Raw genomic sequence first — 15864 nt, forward strand, 5'->3', positions numbered from 1 at the left:
TTTATGTGTAATTAGCCTAATGTAGTGGGGAGACAAAGGTTTCCCCTTGTTCATTATAGTCCTATAATCAAAACCCTATGCGTAACGTATAGGATTTCATCTACCTTGTTTCACGTAGATAGATTCGCTTTTTGAAACCATATCAAAAAGCACATTGTAACTAGGGCTCAGTAGTCCTTATGCGCACTATAAAAATAAAGGCATAACAAACAATGCACTACCGTGCCATCATACGAATACTTGGGTTATTAATTGCGCTTTTTAGCGTAACCATGATCCCACCCGCTATCGTGTCGTTGATTTATCAAGATGGCAGTGGCCTGCCTTTTATCCTCGCATTTATATTTTGTGTCATCGGCGGTATGGCATTGTGGTATCCCAACCGTCAGCAGAAAAATGACTTAAGAGCACGAGAAGGGTTTCTGATTGTTGCGCTGTTTTGGTCAGTACTAGCAAGCGTGGGGGCAATTCCACTTATCTTGCTAGAGCAACCAAGCATGACGGTAACCGATGCTTTCTTTGAGTCATTTTCTGGCCTGACTACCACTGGAGCTACGGTTATTGAGGGGATAGATTTTCTTCCTCACTCAGTACAGTTTTACCGTCAACAACTTCAGTGGTTAGGTGGCATGGGTATCATCGTACTCGCAGTTGCCATTTTACCTATCCTTGGAGTAGGGGGAATGCAGCTTTATCGGGCAGAAACTCCTGGCCCAGTTAAAGATAATAAAATGACTCCGCGTATTGCCGATACGGCAAAGCATTTGTGGTACATCTACCTATCCATAACCATTGCATGTGCCGGTGCATACTGGCTTGCGGGAATGAATGTTTTTGATGCGATTTGCCATTCTTTCTCAACGGTTGCTATTGGTGGCTTTTCGAACCACGACGCCAGCTTAGGCTATTTTAATAGTCCTATGGTAAACGTGGTGTGTACCGTGTTTTTGCTTATTGCTGCGTTAAACTTCTCATTACACTATGCGGCGGTGAGCTCTCGTTCGGTTAAAGGCTATTTTAACGATCCAGAGTTTAAGGCGTTCTTTATCATTCAAGCCTCACTCATCGGGATTTGTTTCCTAGTACTTACGCTATCAGGCTACTATAGCTCGGCAGAGCAGGCTTTAGACCAAGCTATGATCCAAGCGGTATCTATTAGTACCACTGCCGGGTTTGCAACCACTGATTTTTCAGTCTGGCCGGCATTCCTCCCTATTATGCTTATTTTTTCAAGCTTTATCGGCGGGTGCGCAAGTTCCACGGGTGGGGGCTTAAAAGTAGTACGCGTCTGCTTACTGTTTCTACAAGGCAAGCGTGAGGTTGATAGGCTAATTCACCCGAAAGCGGTATACAGCGTTAAGTTTGGTGACCGTGCCATGCCTGACAGAGTAGTAGAGGCCGTATGGGGGTTCTTTTCAGCTTATGCAGTGGTGTTTGTTATCATTATGATAGGCTTGATTGCCACGGGTTTAGATAACCTAAGCGCCTTTACCGCTACTGCGGCCATGCTGAATAACTTAGGTCCGGGATTGGGGAGCGTAGCGGCCAACTATGCTGATGTTACTGACGCAGGCAAATGGATACTGGTGATTGCCATGGTATTTGGGCGACTAGAGGTCTTCTCATTGCTGGTCTTGTTCTCACCAACGTTCTGGCGCAGTTAACAAATAAACCGGTAGTTTTGATACGAGCTAAAAAAAGGGCGATAAATATCGCCCTTTATTTTTATGTCTTCAACTTTTAATCTTGCGGCACCTATGACGCTTTGCAAAAGCGCTAGCCAAAGAAAAATGCGCTGGGTTGGAACAGCTTTTCCACGTCGTTGATGTACTTCTTATCAACCAAGAACAAAATTACATGGTCGTTTGCTTCAATCTTGGTATCGCTGTGAGCAATAATCACCTGATCGTCTCGAACAATAGCCCCAATCGTGGTACCTGGCGGAAGTTTAATATCGCCTATTTGTTTGCCAACCACCTTAGAGGTATTTTCATCACCGTGCGCTATCGCTTCAATAGCCTCGGCAGCACCTCGTCGTAATGAGTACACGTTTACAATGTCACCTCGACGTACGTGAGTCAGTAGCGCCGAGATAGTGGCTTGTTGAGGTGAAAACGCGATATCTATCTCACCGCCTTGCACCAAGTCCACATAAGCACTTCGCTGGATAAGCACCATGGCTTTTTGTGCACCCATACGCTTTGCCAGCATGGCCGACATGATATTCGCTTCATCGTCGTTGGTAACGGCTATGAAAGCGTCAACTTGCTCGATATTTTCTTCACTTAGCAATTCAGGGTCAGACGCGTCACCGCTAAATACAATGGTTTTATCTAAGTTCGCAGATAAATATTTGGCCCTTTCTGGGCTGTATTCAATAAGCTTAACGTTATGATTGTGCTCTAACTTTTTCGCAAGGCCTGCGCCAATCAAGCCACCACCGGCTATCATAATTCGTTTGTAGCTTGATTCGAGCTTTTGAAGCTCACTCATTACTGCGCGAATGTGCTTGGTAGCGGCAATAAAGAACACTTCATCATCGGCCTCAATAACCGTGGTACCTAACGGGCGAATAGGGCGGCCGCGTCGGTAAATGGCAGCAACCCGGGTTTCAACGTTAGGCATGTGGTCTTTAAGCGCAGATAACGCGTGGCCTACCAATAAGCCACCGTAATAGGCTTTAACCGCAACAAGGCTGGCTTTGCCTTCAGCAAACTCAACCACCTGAAGTGCACCCGGGTAGTCGATAAGACGTTTGATGGCCTTAGTTACCAACTGCTCGGGAGCGATAATGTGGTCAACGGGAATGTCTTGCTGCTTATATAGCTGCTCTTGGTAAATGATGTACTGTTCAGAGCGTACGCGAGCGATTTTAGTGGGTGTTTTAAATAGGCTGTAGGCCACCTGACAGGCCAACATATTGCTTTCATCACTATTGGTTACGGCAATCAGCATATCTGCATCTTCTGCACCGGCCTTACGCAACACATCAGGGTGTGATCCCACGCCTGTTATTACTTGTAAATCAAGACGGTCTTGAAGTGCGCGCAATATAGTGGGGTCAGAGTCAATAACCGTTATTTCGTTATTCTCACCCACTAAGTTTTCAGCAAGTGTTCCGCCTACTTGGCCGGCCCCTAAAATGATGATCTTCATCGTTATTATTTTGCCTTCATATTCGTGCAAGTCTTAACTGTGTGACGTTGCACAACTATTGAACTCAGTCTGCTGACTTTACCAGCCTCGCATAATAGAAACCATCCATTTGTTGCTCTCCTGGCGTTATCTGGCGCCCGGGTTTATCAACGGTTTCTGTTTTCACTATGGGCGATAACGAGGCATCTGGAGTGTCGGCGAGAAACTGCTGTATTTGCGCCATGTTCTCTTTTGGCAAAATAGAACATGTTGCATAAAGCAGCGTGCCGCCTGGCTTTAATAGACCCCACAAGGTTTCTAATATGCGCCGTTGTAGCTGTGCTAGATTGTCGATGTCATTGGCTTTTCGAAGCCATCTAATATCTGGGTGACGTCGAATAACGCCAGTTGCAGAGCAGGGGGCATCCAGTAATATTCTGTCGAAGGGCTTTCCGTCCCACCAGGTCTCAGGATTAGCTGCATCACCCTGCTTAATATCGACCGTATGCTTAAGGCGAGTCATGTTTTCTTCTACGCGTTTTAGGCGTGTAGCGTCGGCATCAAGCGCTAACACGTACTCTGTATCAGGTGCACACTCAACAATGTGCCCTGTTTTTCCACCGGGTGCGGCGCAACAGTCTAGAATACGTTCGTTTGCTTGAGGCTTTAGGTAATGCGCAGCTAATTGCGCTGCCCCATCTTGTACCGCAAAGTGACCTTTTTCAAAACCGGGCAGGGCAGTAATATCTTCTCGCTTAGTCAGAATTACCGCATCAGCGTGGTTTTCACTAAGGGTATATTCAACCCCTGCTTTATCTAGAGCCTGAGTAAATGCCGCCAACGATGTTTGCAATTTATTCACGCGAAGCCAGATGGGGGCCATGGCATTCGTTTCACTACGTACCTGCTCGGCGTCGTCACCGTAGGCGTTCTCAATTGCCTTAAATAACCACTTTGGTAAGCCGCTGTTTATGATGGTGTCGTCTACCGGTTTGTCAGCAAGGTTCTCACGCTGAAAATTACGCAGTACTGCATTAACTAACCCTTTTAGCCCTGCAGCATTTAAATAAGAGGCGGCGGCGACGGTTTCACCTACGGCGGCGTGATTGCTAACGCGGGAAAAACTGAGCTGGTACAAACCAAGAAGAATAAGGTGTTCAATGACCTTCTTATTGCCTTTTAGAGGCCTATCCAACAAAGAGCGTAGCCAGTGTTGTAAAAGGGGCAGGCGACGCATCACACCTAACGACATCTCTTGAAGCCATGCGTTATCTCTAGCGTTGTGTCTGCGCTGAACGCGCTCTAAGCACTCACGAGATGACTTGCCTTGTTCTAAAATTTGATAGATGACCCACGCGCAATCTGCGCGCAGGTTCTTTTGTTTGGGAAGGGGTAATGGTTTCACGTTTAGTCCGCTTGTGTCAGACAACGGCCCACTTCAAACCACGTTTGGCGAGCATTGATAACGTCTGACGCTGGAAGCGCCTTTTTGCCAGGAATTTGAAGAGATGTAATGCAAAGCGCATCGCGCCCCGTAGCGATAGTAATGCCCTCTTTATTAGCACTGATTACCGTACCTGGCGTGGCACCTTTATTTAAAGGAACAACGCTGGCAGACCATACTTTAACGTTCTGATCTTCGACCTGCATCCACGCTACAGGCCAAGGGTTGAAGGCGCGGATATTTCGCTCTATTTGCTCAGCATCGTCTGCCCAATTAATCAGGGCTTCTTCTTTTGATAGCTTTTTCGCGTAGGTCGCTTGAGAGTCGTCTTGTTTGGTGGGCGTGTAACGATCAAATTCATTAACGACCTCAACCAACGCTTGTGGTCCTAGCTCTGCTAGCTTTTCATATAAGGTGGCGCTGGTATCTTCAGAGGTAATAGGCAATGTTGCTATGTGAAGCATGTCACCCGTATCTAAACCTTCGTCCATTTGCATTATAGTTACGCCGGTCTCAGCGTCACCCGCCCAGATTGAACGCTGTATTGGTGCCGCGCCTCGCCACTTAGGCAGAATAGAGCCGTGCACGTTAATGCACCCTAGCTTAGGTGCATTTAACACCGCGGTAGGCAGTATCAGTCCGTAAGCAACAACTACCATTAAATCGGCATTGAGCGAGGCTAATTCTTCCTGAGCGTCTTGAGCTTTAAGCGACTGAGGCTGGTAAACTGGAATGGCGTTTTCTTCTGCTAATACTTTAACCGGACTGGCGGTAAGCTTTTTACCTCGCCCTGCGGGTCTATCAGGCTGAGTGTAAACAGCAATGACTTCGTGCTCGCTCTCGAGTAACGCTGATAGATGTTTAGCTGCAAAATCCGGAGTACCGGCAAAAATCACTTTCAATGGAGTTGTCACGTTATTCCTTAGGCTTTTGCAGCAAGACGCGCTTCTTTCTCAAGCTTTTTACGAATACGTTGGCGCTTAAGCGGTGAAAGGTAATCAATAAACAATTTGCCTTTTAGATGATCCAACTCGTGCTGGATACAAATCGCTAACAAACCTTCTGCATCCAACTCAAAGCTTTCGCCATTCTGATCTAGCGCTTTTACGGTAATTGATTCGGCGCGCTCAACTTTCGCGTAATTACCCGGCACTGATAAACAGCCTTCTTCGCTAATCGTGGAGCCATCTCTACGAATGATTTCAGGGTTAATAAATACGCGTGGCTCGTTTTGATCTTCCGATACGTCCATTACAACAACTTGAACGTGGCGGTTAACTTGCGTTGCAGCAAGGCCAATACCGTTCTCGTCTTTCATGGTTTCGAACATGTCCGATACCAATTGTTTAATTTCGTCGTTAACCTCTTCAACCGGCTTAGCTACCGTGCGAAGACGTTCATCAGGAAAACTTAATACGTCTAAAATTGCCATTTCTCGCTTACTTCACCTTTTCGCTGTATAAATTCATATACGATCTAATTGCCAGCACACTTTACAGTGCTTATTAAGTTACTATTCTAACGTATATCGGGCTGTTTCGTGCAGTTTTTTACCGAAACCCTATTAGAATACCTAGTTATGCCGATATAGTGCTATTGTCTGAAAAATCAACAATAAGTGACAGTGAATAATTTGCAGGTGGTTAATTTGAAAAAGCGATTGATTTACGCGCGTCGTGCAGCATTGTTTATCTTAGGTGCACTGCTTTCTTTGCCTACCTTTGCGCTGCAGCTAAAAGAGAGCGCGCCAGAAACCTACACAGTAAAGCGTGGGGACACGCTATGGGCAATCGCTAACGTTTTTCTCAATGAGCCTTGGCTCTGGCCTGAATTATGGCGAACCAACACCCAAATCGACAATCCACACCTTATTTACCCGGGCGATGTTATCGTCGTTGGGTATGTTGATGGGCAGCCTGTATTAAGTGTAAAGCGCGACAAACCTTCCTATAAGCTTTCTCCGGCTACCGATAAGCGAGTAAAACCGAAGCCTGTTGATGTGTTGTCGTGGACAACTATCTCTCCATTCATTAGACAACATATGCTGCTAGACGAGGAAAGCTATGCTTCGCTACCTAAATTGCTGGGTAATCAGGATGGAAACGTAAGGTTTGCGTCTGATGATTTTGTGTTAAGCCAGCAACAATTCAGTACCGACGATCAGTACAGAGTAGTAAGAAAGCACGCTACGATTAGAAATCTTGATGGGGAAATCCTTGGTATTCAAGTTACCCATGTTTCAACAGCTTCACTAGTGGAGACAGATGAAGGTAGCAACACGATGTTACTTTTCATCGACGATGCGAACCAAGAAGCTACGCGCGGTGATAAGTTAATGGCGGGTGGATTTGAACATCCTGAAGGCTTTGAACTTGTTCCGGCTACTTCGCAGCGAGGCGCAATAGTTGGAGATTTGCATGATCACGATTTACTTGGCAAATACGACGTTGTCATTCTTGATTTAGGCAGTATGGAAGTAGCGCCAGGTACGGTCCTGGGGCTTTACTCACAAGGTCCAGCCATTATTGACGAAGAAAGTCCACGCTATGTAGATGAACCCGGCGCTAACACTGGTGGTGAGTGGTTTATCGATACAGTATCGCAACCCGCGCTTAAAGTAGGTGAAGTTGTTGTGTTTAAAACATTTGATGCGGCAAGTTACGGATTAATAACGCGAGCGAACAAAGGGATAAAGCGCGGCTTTATTGTCGCAAAGCCCTAAGCGTTGCATGGTTCATTGTCGCTCGCATTAGGAGCGATAATGGCACCACAATCTTCTCAGTTAGACAGCGAAACATTAGCATGGATAGCGCTGGCTTCCGCTCAGCGTGTTTCACCTAAACTATGGCTACAGGCTCTCGAAAAATATCAACTTTCTACTGTCGATTTAGGCAGCAACACGTCTTCGCTGCCTAACGAGGTTAAACAACTCACCAACAACATTTCACCGCCTCTTATTGATGCAGCAATAAACTGGCTGCAAGCGAGCGACAATAGACACATCGTGCCGTTGTCATCGCCTCACTATCCAGAATTACTTAAGCAATTGGATAGTCCGCCCCTCGCGCTATTTGCCACGGGAAACAAAGCGCTATTTCAAAAACCACAGATTGCTATAGTGGGAAGCAGAAGGGCCAGCCTTCAGGGTAAGCGTACCGCAACCGACATTGCTTATGGGTTATCTAGTAGCGGAGTTGTAGTGACGAGCGGCCTTGCCATGGGCATTGATAGCGCCGCACACCAAGGCGCCCTGTCTGGTAGCACCGGAACCATTGCGGTAATGGGTACGGGACCTGAAAAGGTATATCCGGCTAAAAATAGTAAGCTCTATGAAGCTATCAACAATGACGGAGGTGTCACCGTTACAGAGTTTTTTCCGGGGCAGGGACCTAAGCCTTGGCATTTTCCAAGGCGAAATCGAATTATCGCAGCGTTATCCCTTGGAACCTTAGTGGTAGAGGCAAAAATTAAGAGTGGCACCTTGATAACTGCGAATTTGGCCGCAGATATGGGGCGAGAAGTATTCGCTGTGCCAGGCAATATCGCTAACGCTTACGCTGAAGGTTGCCACTGGTTAATCCAACAGGGCGCCAAATTAGTAACAAATATAAGCGATATTCTCGATGAAGTTGGCGTTCAGCCTGAACAACTAGGCTTGAATGTTGACGAGCAAAACGAAAAAAGTACAGCGAATAGCTTGGCAACCGATAAATTATTAGCTAGTGTGGATTATGACATCACCGCTATTGATGTCATAGCCCAGCGCAATGCCATATCTGTATCGCAAGCAATGGCATCATTATTAGAATATGAGTTGCGTGGTTTAGTGGCCGCTGTCCCTGGTGGTTACGTTAAATTGAGGGGAAAATAATATGTTCGATATCCTCATGTATCTGTTTGAAAACTTCATTCACAGTGAAACGGAAATTCGTGTTGACCAAGACGAGTTAACGGAAGAGCTTGTGCGCGCAGGATTTCATCACGATGAGATTTATAAAGCCCTCGCATGGTTAGAAAAGTTAGCGGCACTGCAAGAGACGGACATCAAACCGTACTTTTGCAAGGGTATTAGCACTAGCTTAAGCCGTATTTACACGCATGAAGAACAAATGCGTTTAGATGTGGAATGTCGCGGTTTTCTTATGTTCTTAGAACAGGTTAATGTGTTGGATGCCTCCACACGCGAAATGGTTATAGATCGCGTTATGGAAATTGATTCCAATGAATTTTGCTTGGAAGACCTGAAGTGGGTTGTGCTAATGGTACTATTCAACGTACCTGGCAAAGAGAAAGCCTACGCACAAATGGAAGATCTTTTGTTCGAAGAGCCAGATGGTGTTCTGCATTAATGCAGTTGTAGTCACTGGTATTTGAATCTTTACTTAAAAATGCGCTGTGAAATTGCAGCGCGTTTAAGGCCTTAACGTCCAATACATGTCTAAAATAGACCATTCACTCTTTTCAGCGCACGAGCATGCTCTCGATGATAATTTCGGAGATTGCCCCGAGTGCGGTAAACCTCTTCATATAAAGAACAGTAAATCTGGCCCTTTTATCGGGTGTACGGGCTATCCGGAATGTAGCTTTAGTAAGCCACTTCACGATAAACAAACCACCATACTGAAAACCTTAGACGGTGTAGCCTGCCCTGAATGCGCATCCGACTTAGCCATAAAGAAAGGGCGGTTTGGCATGTTTATCGGCTGTATCAATTTTCCTTCATGCCATCACATAGAGCCCATTAAAGAAAAAGAAGATACTTTGGTGGATTGTCCAAAGTGTAAGAAAGGGCATCTAATCTCGCGTACTAACAAATACGGCAAACAGTTTTTTGCGTGCAACCATTATCCACAATGTCGATATGTGCTAAATTTCACGCCGGTTAATGAAAGCTGCCCAAACTGCGGTTGGGGAGTATTGATAGATAAAAAGGGGCAGTTACAGTGTCCTCAGCCTAGTTGTGGCTTTAAAAAGTAATTATACGAACAACTAAACGAAGAACTATACGTAGAGATTAAAACCATGTCTGATATCCAAAATGGGAACGTAAACACGTTTACCCCCGTTGAGGCTAACTCACCTGAAGTAGACCCTGTTGTATCCGCATTCCAAGCTGGCAGTTTAATCGTTTATCCAACCGAAGCGGTAATGGGCATCGGATGTGACCCCGACAATGAAGCCGCTGTAAATGCGCTGTTAGAGATAAAACAGCGACCGGTAGAAAAGGGCGTGATCTTGATTGCAGCAAACTACAGTCAGCTACTGCCTTATGTTAACGATAACGCCATTCGCCCTGACAGACGCACCGATATTTTTTCGAGCTGGCCAGGCCCTAATACTTGGCTATTACCTAAGTCGTCATCTGCGCCAGTTTGGTTAACCGGCAAGCATAGTAAAATAGCGGTGCGCGTAACTAATCACCCTGTAGTAGTGGAATTGTGCAACAAGTTAGGTAAACCGTTAGTTTCTACAAGCGCTAACCTGACCGGCCAACCGCCAGCCATCACCACTGAAGAGGCAAAAGCCGTATTCGCTGATTCCGTCTTCTATGTCGAAGGGGAAGTAGGCGGTGCAACTAAACCCAGTACCATTCGCGATGGTGACACAGCAGAGGTAATAAGAGCATGACATCAGCAGAATTACTGGACGGTAAAAATGCCGCTGAAGTAATAGAACAAGTAAAAAGCTATTTACTACGGCTGCAAGACACCATTTGCCAAACCCTTGAACTTGCCGATGGTAAGGGCCAGTTTGTTGAAGACAGCTGGCAGCGAGAAGAGGGTGGCGGTGGCCGCTCTCGAGTACTAAAAAATGGTGCGGTGATTGAACAAGGCGGCGTTAACTTTTCTCATGTGTTTGGTAGTCAAATGCCTGCTTCAGCAACGGCTAATCGCCCTGAGCTTGCGGGAAGAAACTTTCAAGCAATGGGTGTATCACTCGTTATTCATCCACATAACCCGTACATCCCAACGTCACATGCTAATGTTCGCTTTTTTATTGCAGAAAAAGAGGGCGAAGCACCTATCTGGTGGTTTGGCGGCGGCTTCGACTTGACGCCATTTTATCCGTTTAAAGATGACGTTTTGCATTGGCATGACACTGCAAAGAAGCTGTGCAAACCATTTGGCAATGATGTCTACCCTAAGTACAAAAAGTGGTGCGACGACTACTTTTACTTAAAGCATCGCAATGAAACTCGCGGAGTGGGCGGTTTGTTCTTCGACGACCTGAATGAATGGGGCTTTGAACAGTCATTTGCATTTATGCAGGCTGTTGGTAATGGCTTCATCGATGCTTACGTTCCTATTGTTGAACGTCGTAAGCAAACCGATTTCGGCGAAAGAGAGCGTGATTTCCAACTTTATCGCCGGGGCCGCTACGTTGAGTTTAACCTTGTATTTGACCGGGGCACTTTATTTGGATTGCAAACCGGCGGGCGTACGGAATCAATTCTAATGTCGATGCCGCCGCTCGCGCGCTGGGAGTATTGTTATACACCTGCACCGGGTAGCGCCGAAGCCAAGCTGACAGACTGGTTAAAACCTACTGATTGGTGATTAATTATTAAATAAGGCTCCGCTTAAATCCTTACGCGGACCGCCGATAGCAGCTTTCATCTTTAATGACTAAAAAACGCCGTATTAACGTTAATGCGGCGTTTTTTTTGATCTACATCAAGGTGGAATATCATCTGTGTTTCAGTGAGTTATCAAACTTGCGCTGGATCAATGTTTCTCTTAACCACAGGCGTAAAGTATCGCCATCTTAGTTAAACACAAAAGAGACACATCATGCGCAAACACTTTTTTTCTGCATCTGCACTTTGCTTTACTCTTGCTGCACTCTCACCTTTAGCTAGCGCTCACCAGCAGGGCGACTGGATTGTTCGTGGCGGTCTTACTACCGTTGCTCCTGACGAATCTACCTCTAACATCGTCGCGGGTGGAACTGATCTTGGCGTTGCCCTTAATATCGATAACGATACTCAGCTAGGTCTAAACGTAGCGTACTTTATTACTGATAACATTAATATTGAGCTGCTTGCCGCAACGCCGTTTAAGCACGACGTGAATTTTTCTGTTGCTGACCCGTTAGGGACGGGTAACCAGCTTGGAGAAGTCACGCACCTTCCACCTACGCTTACCGCAAACTACTATTTTAATGATGCCAGCTCTGCGTTTCAGCCGTACATTGGTGCTGGTATCAACTATACCTTTATCTTTGATGAAGAGTTTACAGGTGCAAATGAAACAGCTGGCTTAAGCGACCTTTCGCTTGATAATTCATTTGGCTTGTCAGCACAGGTGGGAATGGATTACCAAATTGATACCAAATGGCATGTTAATGCATCGGTTCGATTCATTGATATAGATACCGAAGCAACCTTCAAAGTGGGTGATGCTGCTGGAAAGGTAAGTGATATTGAAATAGATCCTTGGGTGTATACCTTATCGGTGGGTTACACATTCTAATTATTAGTTCTACGCCTTATTAACTATTAGGCTTTCACAATTGCACTACTTTATGCGCCATAAAGAGCGTAGACAGTAACAGGGGAGTTGCGCGTTAAAAGGTTAATCCTTTCAACGCGCTTTTTTATTTTGTATTCACCATGTGATTGGCGAGTTGATCAAGTGCGTCTATCAACTGTTGAGCTAAGGCGATATCTTCAACCGTTTTAAACATGGCTTTTCGCATGCAATACATCCACTGCGCTTTTAACTCTGGTGTTACGGTATAAGGTAGGTGGCGTGCACGCAGACGCGGGTGGCCATACTGCTGCTGGTAATCATCAGGACCACCAAGCCATAAACTTAAATAGAGAAAGAACACGTGGCGAATTCTGTCAAATGGCTGGGGGTGAATAGCTAGCAGTTCATTGGCGAGTGGATCGGTTTCCATTATGTCGTAAAACGTATTTGCTAATTCCCGTACTTTCTCCTCTCCACCTATACGTTCATATGGTGTACTCTGCGAAGCACGATTATCGCTTTTCTTCTTTATATTAAATAAGTCTCGTATTCCCATGAAAAAATTCGCTGTATTCGGAAATCCTATTGCACAGAGTTTATCACCAACTATCCATCAAATGTTTGCTGAACAAGTGGGAGAAAAGATTTCTTATGAAAAGATACTTGCGCCAGTAGATGGTTTTGTAGATGCCGCCAACGCGTTTTTAGCTCAGGAAGGCGCGGTAGGTTGTAACGTCACTATGCCTTTTAAGCTTGATGCATTCAACTTGGCAAAGGTAGATGACCAAGCAGCCAAAGATGCACAAGCTGTTAATACGCTAATGAATGGTGACAGCGGTGAAGTGTGGGGATACAACACTGATGGTGTAGGGCTGGTAAACGACTTGCTTAACAGCGGTGTGGAAATTAAGGGTAAGCGCGTGTTGCTTATTGGTGCCGGCGGCGCAGCCCGTGGCGTAATCTCCCCGTTAATAAAAGCAGGGGCCGCTTCTTTAACCATTGCAAATAGAACCAAAGCAAAAGCTGAGGAAGTAGTAAATGCTGCCTCTAACGCTAAAGTGCAGGTGGTCGCGCTTGAGGATATCGCAGATGTTGCGCCTCATATTATTATTAATTCAACAGCCGCCAGTTTAAGCAATGAATTGCCGTGCCGTTTAAATGATGGTGTTTTACAAAATTGTGAAGTGGTGTACGACATGGTTTATAAAAACTCACCCACGCGCTTTATGAGAGATGCGGCCGAACTTGGTGTCAAAACGCAAATAGATGGATTAGGGATGCTGGTTGAGCAAGCGGCTGAAGCTTTCTACATATGGACACAAAAGCGCCCCGATACTTCAGATATTGTAAAACGTGTCAGGGCTATCGTTGAGCAAGGTGAGAAGCGAAACTAGTTCGCTTCTTCAAGGTACTCATCTTTCAATACAACATAGTTAACGGCAGATTGTTTCAGGAATGCCATTTCGGCGTCGTTGAGCGGCCTTTTCTTTTGCATGGGGTTTCCCACGTAAAGAAATCCGCTTTCTAACCTTTTGTTCGGCGGTACTAATGTACCTGCACCAATAAACACATCGTCTTCAACAACAACACCATCCATTACAATAGCGCCCATGCCAACGAGAATTCGATTACCCAACTGGCAGCCGTGCAGCATACACTTATGCCCAACGGTAACGTCCTCACCAATAATAAGTGGGAAGCCATTGGGGTTTTTCTCAGATTTACGGGTAACGTGTAAAACACTGCCATCTTGAATATTAGAACGGGCACCAATACGAATTTTGTTCACGTCGCCACGAGCTGCAACCAGCGGCCAAATACTCGCATCATCTTCTAAAACTACATCACCGACGATTCTTGCCGAGCCATCAACATAGACATTCTTTCCTAATGTAGGAGAAACACCTTTAAAACTATCAATCGATTTATGCATTACACACTCATATAAATTGCGCAGAAAGTGAATTACGCAAACTCTAACAGCAATGCCGATGAGTTGGTACTAGTAGGGTGGTTACAGAGCCTACCTGTAATGCTTTAAGCATCAGATAACTATCCTACGTTGCAACACGCGAAGAGGAGGGTAGTAAATCACAAAGAGAAAAATGATAATGTAGTTTGCTAATAGAATTTATCGAGACGTTGTAATGCCCAAGCGCTATGTATTTTTCACTGCCCTTTCCTATGCGTATCCTATTTATAGACCACTACAAGAGGCCATTAGGGCTAGAGGTGACGAAGTAGCGTGGTTTTTGGAAGGAGAATGTCCCGATCTATTGAAGCCTGATGAAATTCGCCTTCATACTATTAATGATGTTATTGAATACAACCCCTTAGCCATATTTGCGTGTGGAAATATCATCTATCACTTTTTGCCAGGTATAAAGGTATCAGTATTTCACGGTTACCCGATTGGCAAGCGGGGGGAGAAGAGTAGCGCTACAGATGATCACTTCTCTATTCGCGGGTGGTTTGATATGTACTGTACTCAGGGGCCAAGTAGCACAGAGTATTTTAAGCAGCTTGAAGCAAAGCATCAGTTTTTTAAAGTGTATCAAACAGGTTGGGCGAAAGTGGATGACTACTTTTCTTCATATAAGAAGGAAAACGATGTTCCCACTATTCTCTACGCCACCACTTTTTCTAAAGGCATTACCTCTGCTCCTGTACTTGTCGACACAATAAGTAGGTTAGTGAAAGAAAAGAAATGGAATTGGCGTTTAACATTTCATCCTAAACTCAACGATCAAGCACTATTAAATAGATATCGTGCGCTGGCAGATGAAAATAGTAACGTTACCTTTGTTGATAATGTGCGTCTTGAAGACTTTCAGCAATCAGATGTCATGTTGTGTGACAGCAGCTCTATAATTTTAGAGTTTATGATGATGAACAAACCTGTTGTCACTTATCGCAATACAAACCCCGGACAACATTTACTTAATGTCACAGAAGTAAGCGAAGTAGAAAACGCCATTGAAACTGCATTAACGCGACCAGCATCATTAATGAAAGAGGTTAATGACTTTGCCCATTATCATGAAGCCTATAGAGATGGACGTAATTGCGAACGTATTTTAGATGCAGTCGATGACTTTGATAGTAACTATAAAGGTAAGATAAAAGCTAAGCCGCTTAACCTGTGGCGCAAGTTCAGGTTAAGGAATAAGCTGAAATACTGGAAATAGTTGGTATTTTGAGCGTTCAAAACGAATATGACACTTTTTTTAAAATAAGTGTTGACGTGAGCGCTCATTTCCCTAAAATGCGCATCCGCTTCGGGGGAAAAGCAAAACAGCAAGCCTCTTGAAGTAAGTCTCTACTACCTTTATAGGCCAGTAAAGACGGGAGTTTAGAAGAAACGCTTCAGAAAATAAATTTTCAAAAAGTGTTGACAACGAAAACTTCCAGCGTATAATGCGCACCTCACTCGAGCAGGGTGAGTCACTAAAAAACAACGGTTTCTAGTGAATGTTCTTTAAAAATTTAGACAAGACAATCTGTGTGGGCACTCGTTAAGAGTGTCACAACGACGATTCATATTTCGATATATTTAATTGAAGAGTTTGATCATGGCTCAGATTGAACGCTGGCGGCAGGCCTAACACATGCAAGTCGAACGGTAACATTTCTAGCTTGCTAGAAGATGACGAGTGGCGGACGGGTGAGTAATGCTTGGGAACTTGCCTTTGCGAGGGGGATAACAGTTGGAAACGACTGCTAATACCGCATAATGTCTACGGACCAAACGGGGCTTAGGCTCCGGCGCAAAGAGAGGCCCAAGTGAGATTAGCTAGTTGGTAAGGTAAAGGC

Annotated in this window: 16 protein-coding genes and 1 rRNA gene (1 of these 17 running past the window's edge); 11 read left to right on the forward strand and 6 right to left on the reverse strand. The window is 45.1% G+C overall.

The features are described 5' to 3' along the window. The first annotated feature begins 212 nt into the window (after positions 1-212). Positions 213-1664, forward strand: a complete 1452-nt coding sequence (locus tag QME20_RS11650) for a TrkH family potassium uptake protein (RefSeq protein WP_014947725.1) — start codon at positions 213-215, stop codon at positions 1662-1664. A 112-nt stretch (positions 1665-1776) separates the two neighbouring features. Here the strand turns inward: QME20_RS11650 and trkA are convergent, their stop codons facing one another. The 4 genes from trkA to def form a co-directional block, all read right to left on the reverse strand. After that, positions 1777-3156 carry a Trk system potassium transporter TrkA gene (trkA, locus tag QME20_RS11655; protein WP_281715968.1) on the reverse strand — a complete coding sequence of 460 codons (1380 nt, stop codon included), beginning with the start codon at positions 3154-3156 and terminating at the stop codon, positions 1777-1779. Positions 3157-3220: 64 nt separating this feature from the next. Then, positions 3221-4540: a 16S rRNA (cytosine(967)-C(5))-methyltransferase RsmB gene (gene rsmB, locus QME20_RS11660; protein ID WP_239217949.1), complete on the reverse strand. Its 1320-nt coding sequence runs from the start codon at positions 4538-4540 to the stop codon at positions 3221-3223. 2 nt (positions 4541-4542) lie between these two features. Further along, entirely contained in the window at positions 4543-5493 is a 951-nt protein-coding gene (gene fmt, locus QME20_RS11665; protein ID WP_039228916.1) for a methionyl-tRNA formyltransferase, read from the reverse strand. 8 nt (positions 5494-5501) lie between these two features. After that, on the reverse strand, positions 5502-6011 hold the full coding sequence (def, locus tag QME20_RS11670) for a peptide deformylase (RefSeq protein ID WP_239217951.1): 510 nt from the start codon (positions 6009-6011) through the stop codon (positions 5502-5504). Positions 6012-6218: 207 nt separating this feature from the next. Between def and QME20_RS11675 the strand changes: the two genes are divergently transcribed. From QME20_RS11675 to QME20_RS11705, 7 genes are all read left to right on the forward strand, one after another. Then, positions 6219-7301 (forward strand): LysM domain-containing protein, encoded by a 1083-nt coding sequence (locus QME20_RS11675; RefSeq protein ID WP_281715970.1) that lies wholly within the window; start codon positions 6219-6221, stop codon positions 7299-7301. A gap of 39 nt (positions 7302-7340) precedes the next feature. After that, positions 7341-8450 carry a DNA-processing protein DprA gene (gene dprA / locus QME20_RS11680; protein WP_014975255.1) on the forward strand — a complete coding sequence of 370 codons (1110 nt, stop codon included), beginning with the start codon at positions 7341-7343 and terminating at the stop codon, positions 8448-8450. A gap of 1 nt (position 8451) precedes the next feature. After that, positions 8452-8928: a DUF494 family protein gene (locus QME20_RS11685; RefSeq protein WP_014947732.1), complete on the forward strand. Its 477-nt coding sequence runs from the start codon at positions 8452-8454 to the stop codon at positions 8926-8928. Positions 8929-9013: 85 nt separating this feature from the next. Further along, positions 9014-9556 carry a topoisomerase DNA-binding C4 zinc finger domain-containing protein gene (locus QME20_RS11690; protein ID WP_281715969.1) on the forward strand — a complete coding sequence of 181 codons (543 nt, stop codon included), beginning with the start codon at positions 9014-9016 and terminating at the stop codon, positions 9554-9556. A gap of 45 nt (positions 9557-9601) precedes the next feature. After that, a complete protein-coding gene (locus QME20_RS11695) occupies positions 9602-10207 on the forward strand; it encodes a Sua5/YciO/YrdC/YwlC family protein (protein WP_239217955.1) in 606 nt (201 codons plus the stop codon). Next, positions 10204-11136: an oxygen-dependent coproporphyrinogen oxidase gene (gene hemF, locus QME20_RS11700; RefSeq protein WP_239217957.1), complete on the forward strand. Its 933-nt coding sequence runs from the start codon at positions 10204-10206 to the stop codon at positions 11134-11136. Before QME20_RS11695 ends, hemF begins: the two co-directional genes overlap by 4 nt. Positions 11137-11370: 234 nt before the next feature. Then, positions 11371-12051, forward strand: a complete 681-nt coding sequence (locus QME20_RS11705) for an OmpW family outer membrane protein (RefSeq protein WP_049586348.1) — start codon at positions 11371-11373, stop codon at positions 12049-12051. Between the two features lie 124 nt (positions 12052-12175). Here QME20_RS11705 and QME20_RS11710 read toward each other — a convergent pair whose 3' ends face one another. Further along, on the reverse strand, positions 12176-12607 hold the full coding sequence (locus tag QME20_RS11710; RefSeq protein WP_049586347.1) for a group II truncated hemoglobin: 432 nt from the start codon (positions 12605-12607) through the stop codon (positions 12176-12178). On the opposite strand from QME20_RS11710, the gene aroE reads away from it, so the two are divergent. After that, the gene (gene aroE / locus QME20_RS11715; RefSeq protein ID WP_039222347.1) at positions 12606-13445 is read left to right on the forward strand and encodes a shikimate dehydrogenase; all 840 of its coding nucleotides are present in this window, start codon (positions 12606-12608) and stop codon (positions 13443-13445) included. The genes QME20_RS11710 and aroE overlap by 2 nt on opposite strands. On the opposite strand, the gene QME20_RS11720 is transcribed toward aroE, so the two are convergent. Continuing rightward, the gene (locus QME20_RS11720) at positions 13442-13984 is read right to left on the reverse strand and encodes a gamma carbonic anhydrase family protein (protein WP_014947739.1); all 543 of its coding nucleotides are present in this window, start codon (positions 13982-13984) and stop codon (positions 13442-13444) included. The two genes, aroE and QME20_RS11720, sit on opposite strands and share 4 nt — an antisense overlap. Positions 13985-14327: 343 nt before the next feature. Between QME20_RS11720 and QME20_RS11725 the strand changes: the two genes are divergently transcribed. After that, positions 14328-15239, forward strand: coding sequence for a UDP-N-acetylglucosamine 2-epimerase (locus QME20_RS11725; RefSeq protein ID WP_239217968.1), 912 nt, complete (start codon positions 14328-14330; stop codon positions 15237-15239). A 366-nt stretch (positions 15240-15605) separates the two neighbouring features. Then, positions 15606-15864 (forward strand): 16S ribosomal RNA (locus tag QME20_RS11730) (it continues 1274 nt past the right edge of the window).

The sequence above is a fragment of the Alteromonas sp. CyTr2 genome, assembly GCF_947311905.1.
In the GTDB taxonomy this organism is placed as follows: Bacteria; Pseudomonadota; Gammaproteobacteria; order Enterobacterales; family Alteromonadaceae; genus Alteromonas; species Alteromonas macleodii.

Bases quoted from the DNA above. Each gene is read 5' to 3' on its own strand.
- QME20_RS11650 (WP_014947725.1), top strand. From the start codon at position 213: ATGCACTACCGTGCCATCATACGAATACTTGGGTTATTAATTGCGCTT.
- trkA (WP_281715968.1), bottom strand. From the start codon at position 3,156: ATGAAGATCATCATTTTAGGGGCCGGCCAAGTAGGCGGAACACTTGCT.
- def (WP_239217951.1), bottom strand. From the start codon at position 6,011: ATGGCAATTTTAGACGTATTAAGTTTTCCTGATGAACGTCTTCGCACG.
- dprA (WP_014975255.1), top strand. From the start codon at position 7,341: ATGGCACCACAATCTTCTCAGTTAGACAGCGAAACATTAGCATGGATA.
- QME20_RS11685 (WP_014947732.1), top strand. From the start codon at position 8,452: ATGTTCGATATCCTCATGTATCTGTTTGAAAACTTCATTCACAGTGAA.
- QME20_RS11690 (WP_281715969.1), top strand. From the start codon at position 9,014: ATGTCTAAAATAGACCATTCACTCTTTTCAGCGCACGAGCATGCTCTC.
- QME20_RS11695 (WP_239217955.1), top strand. From the start codon at position 9,602: ATGTCTGATATCCAAAATGGGAACGTAAACACGTTTACCCCCGTTGAG.
- hemF (WP_239217957.1), top strand. From the start codon at position 10,204: ATGACATCAGCAGAATTACTGGACGGTAAAAATGCCGCTGAAGTAATA.
- QME20_RS11705 (WP_049586348.1), top strand. From the start codon at position 11,371: ATGCGCAAACACTTTTTTTCTGCATCTGCACTTTGCTTTACTCTTGCT.
- aroE (WP_039222347.1), top strand. From the start codon at position 12,606: ATGAAAAAATTCGCTGTATTCGGAAATCCTATTGCACAGAGTTTATCA.
- QME20_RS11710 (WP_049586347.1), bottom strand. From the start codon at position 12,607: ATGGGAATACGAGACTTATTTAATATAAAGAAGAAAAGCGATAATCGT.
- QME20_RS11720 (WP_014947739.1), bottom strand. From the start codon at position 13,984: ATGCATAAATCGATTGATAGTTTTAAAGGTGTTTCTCCTACATTAGGA.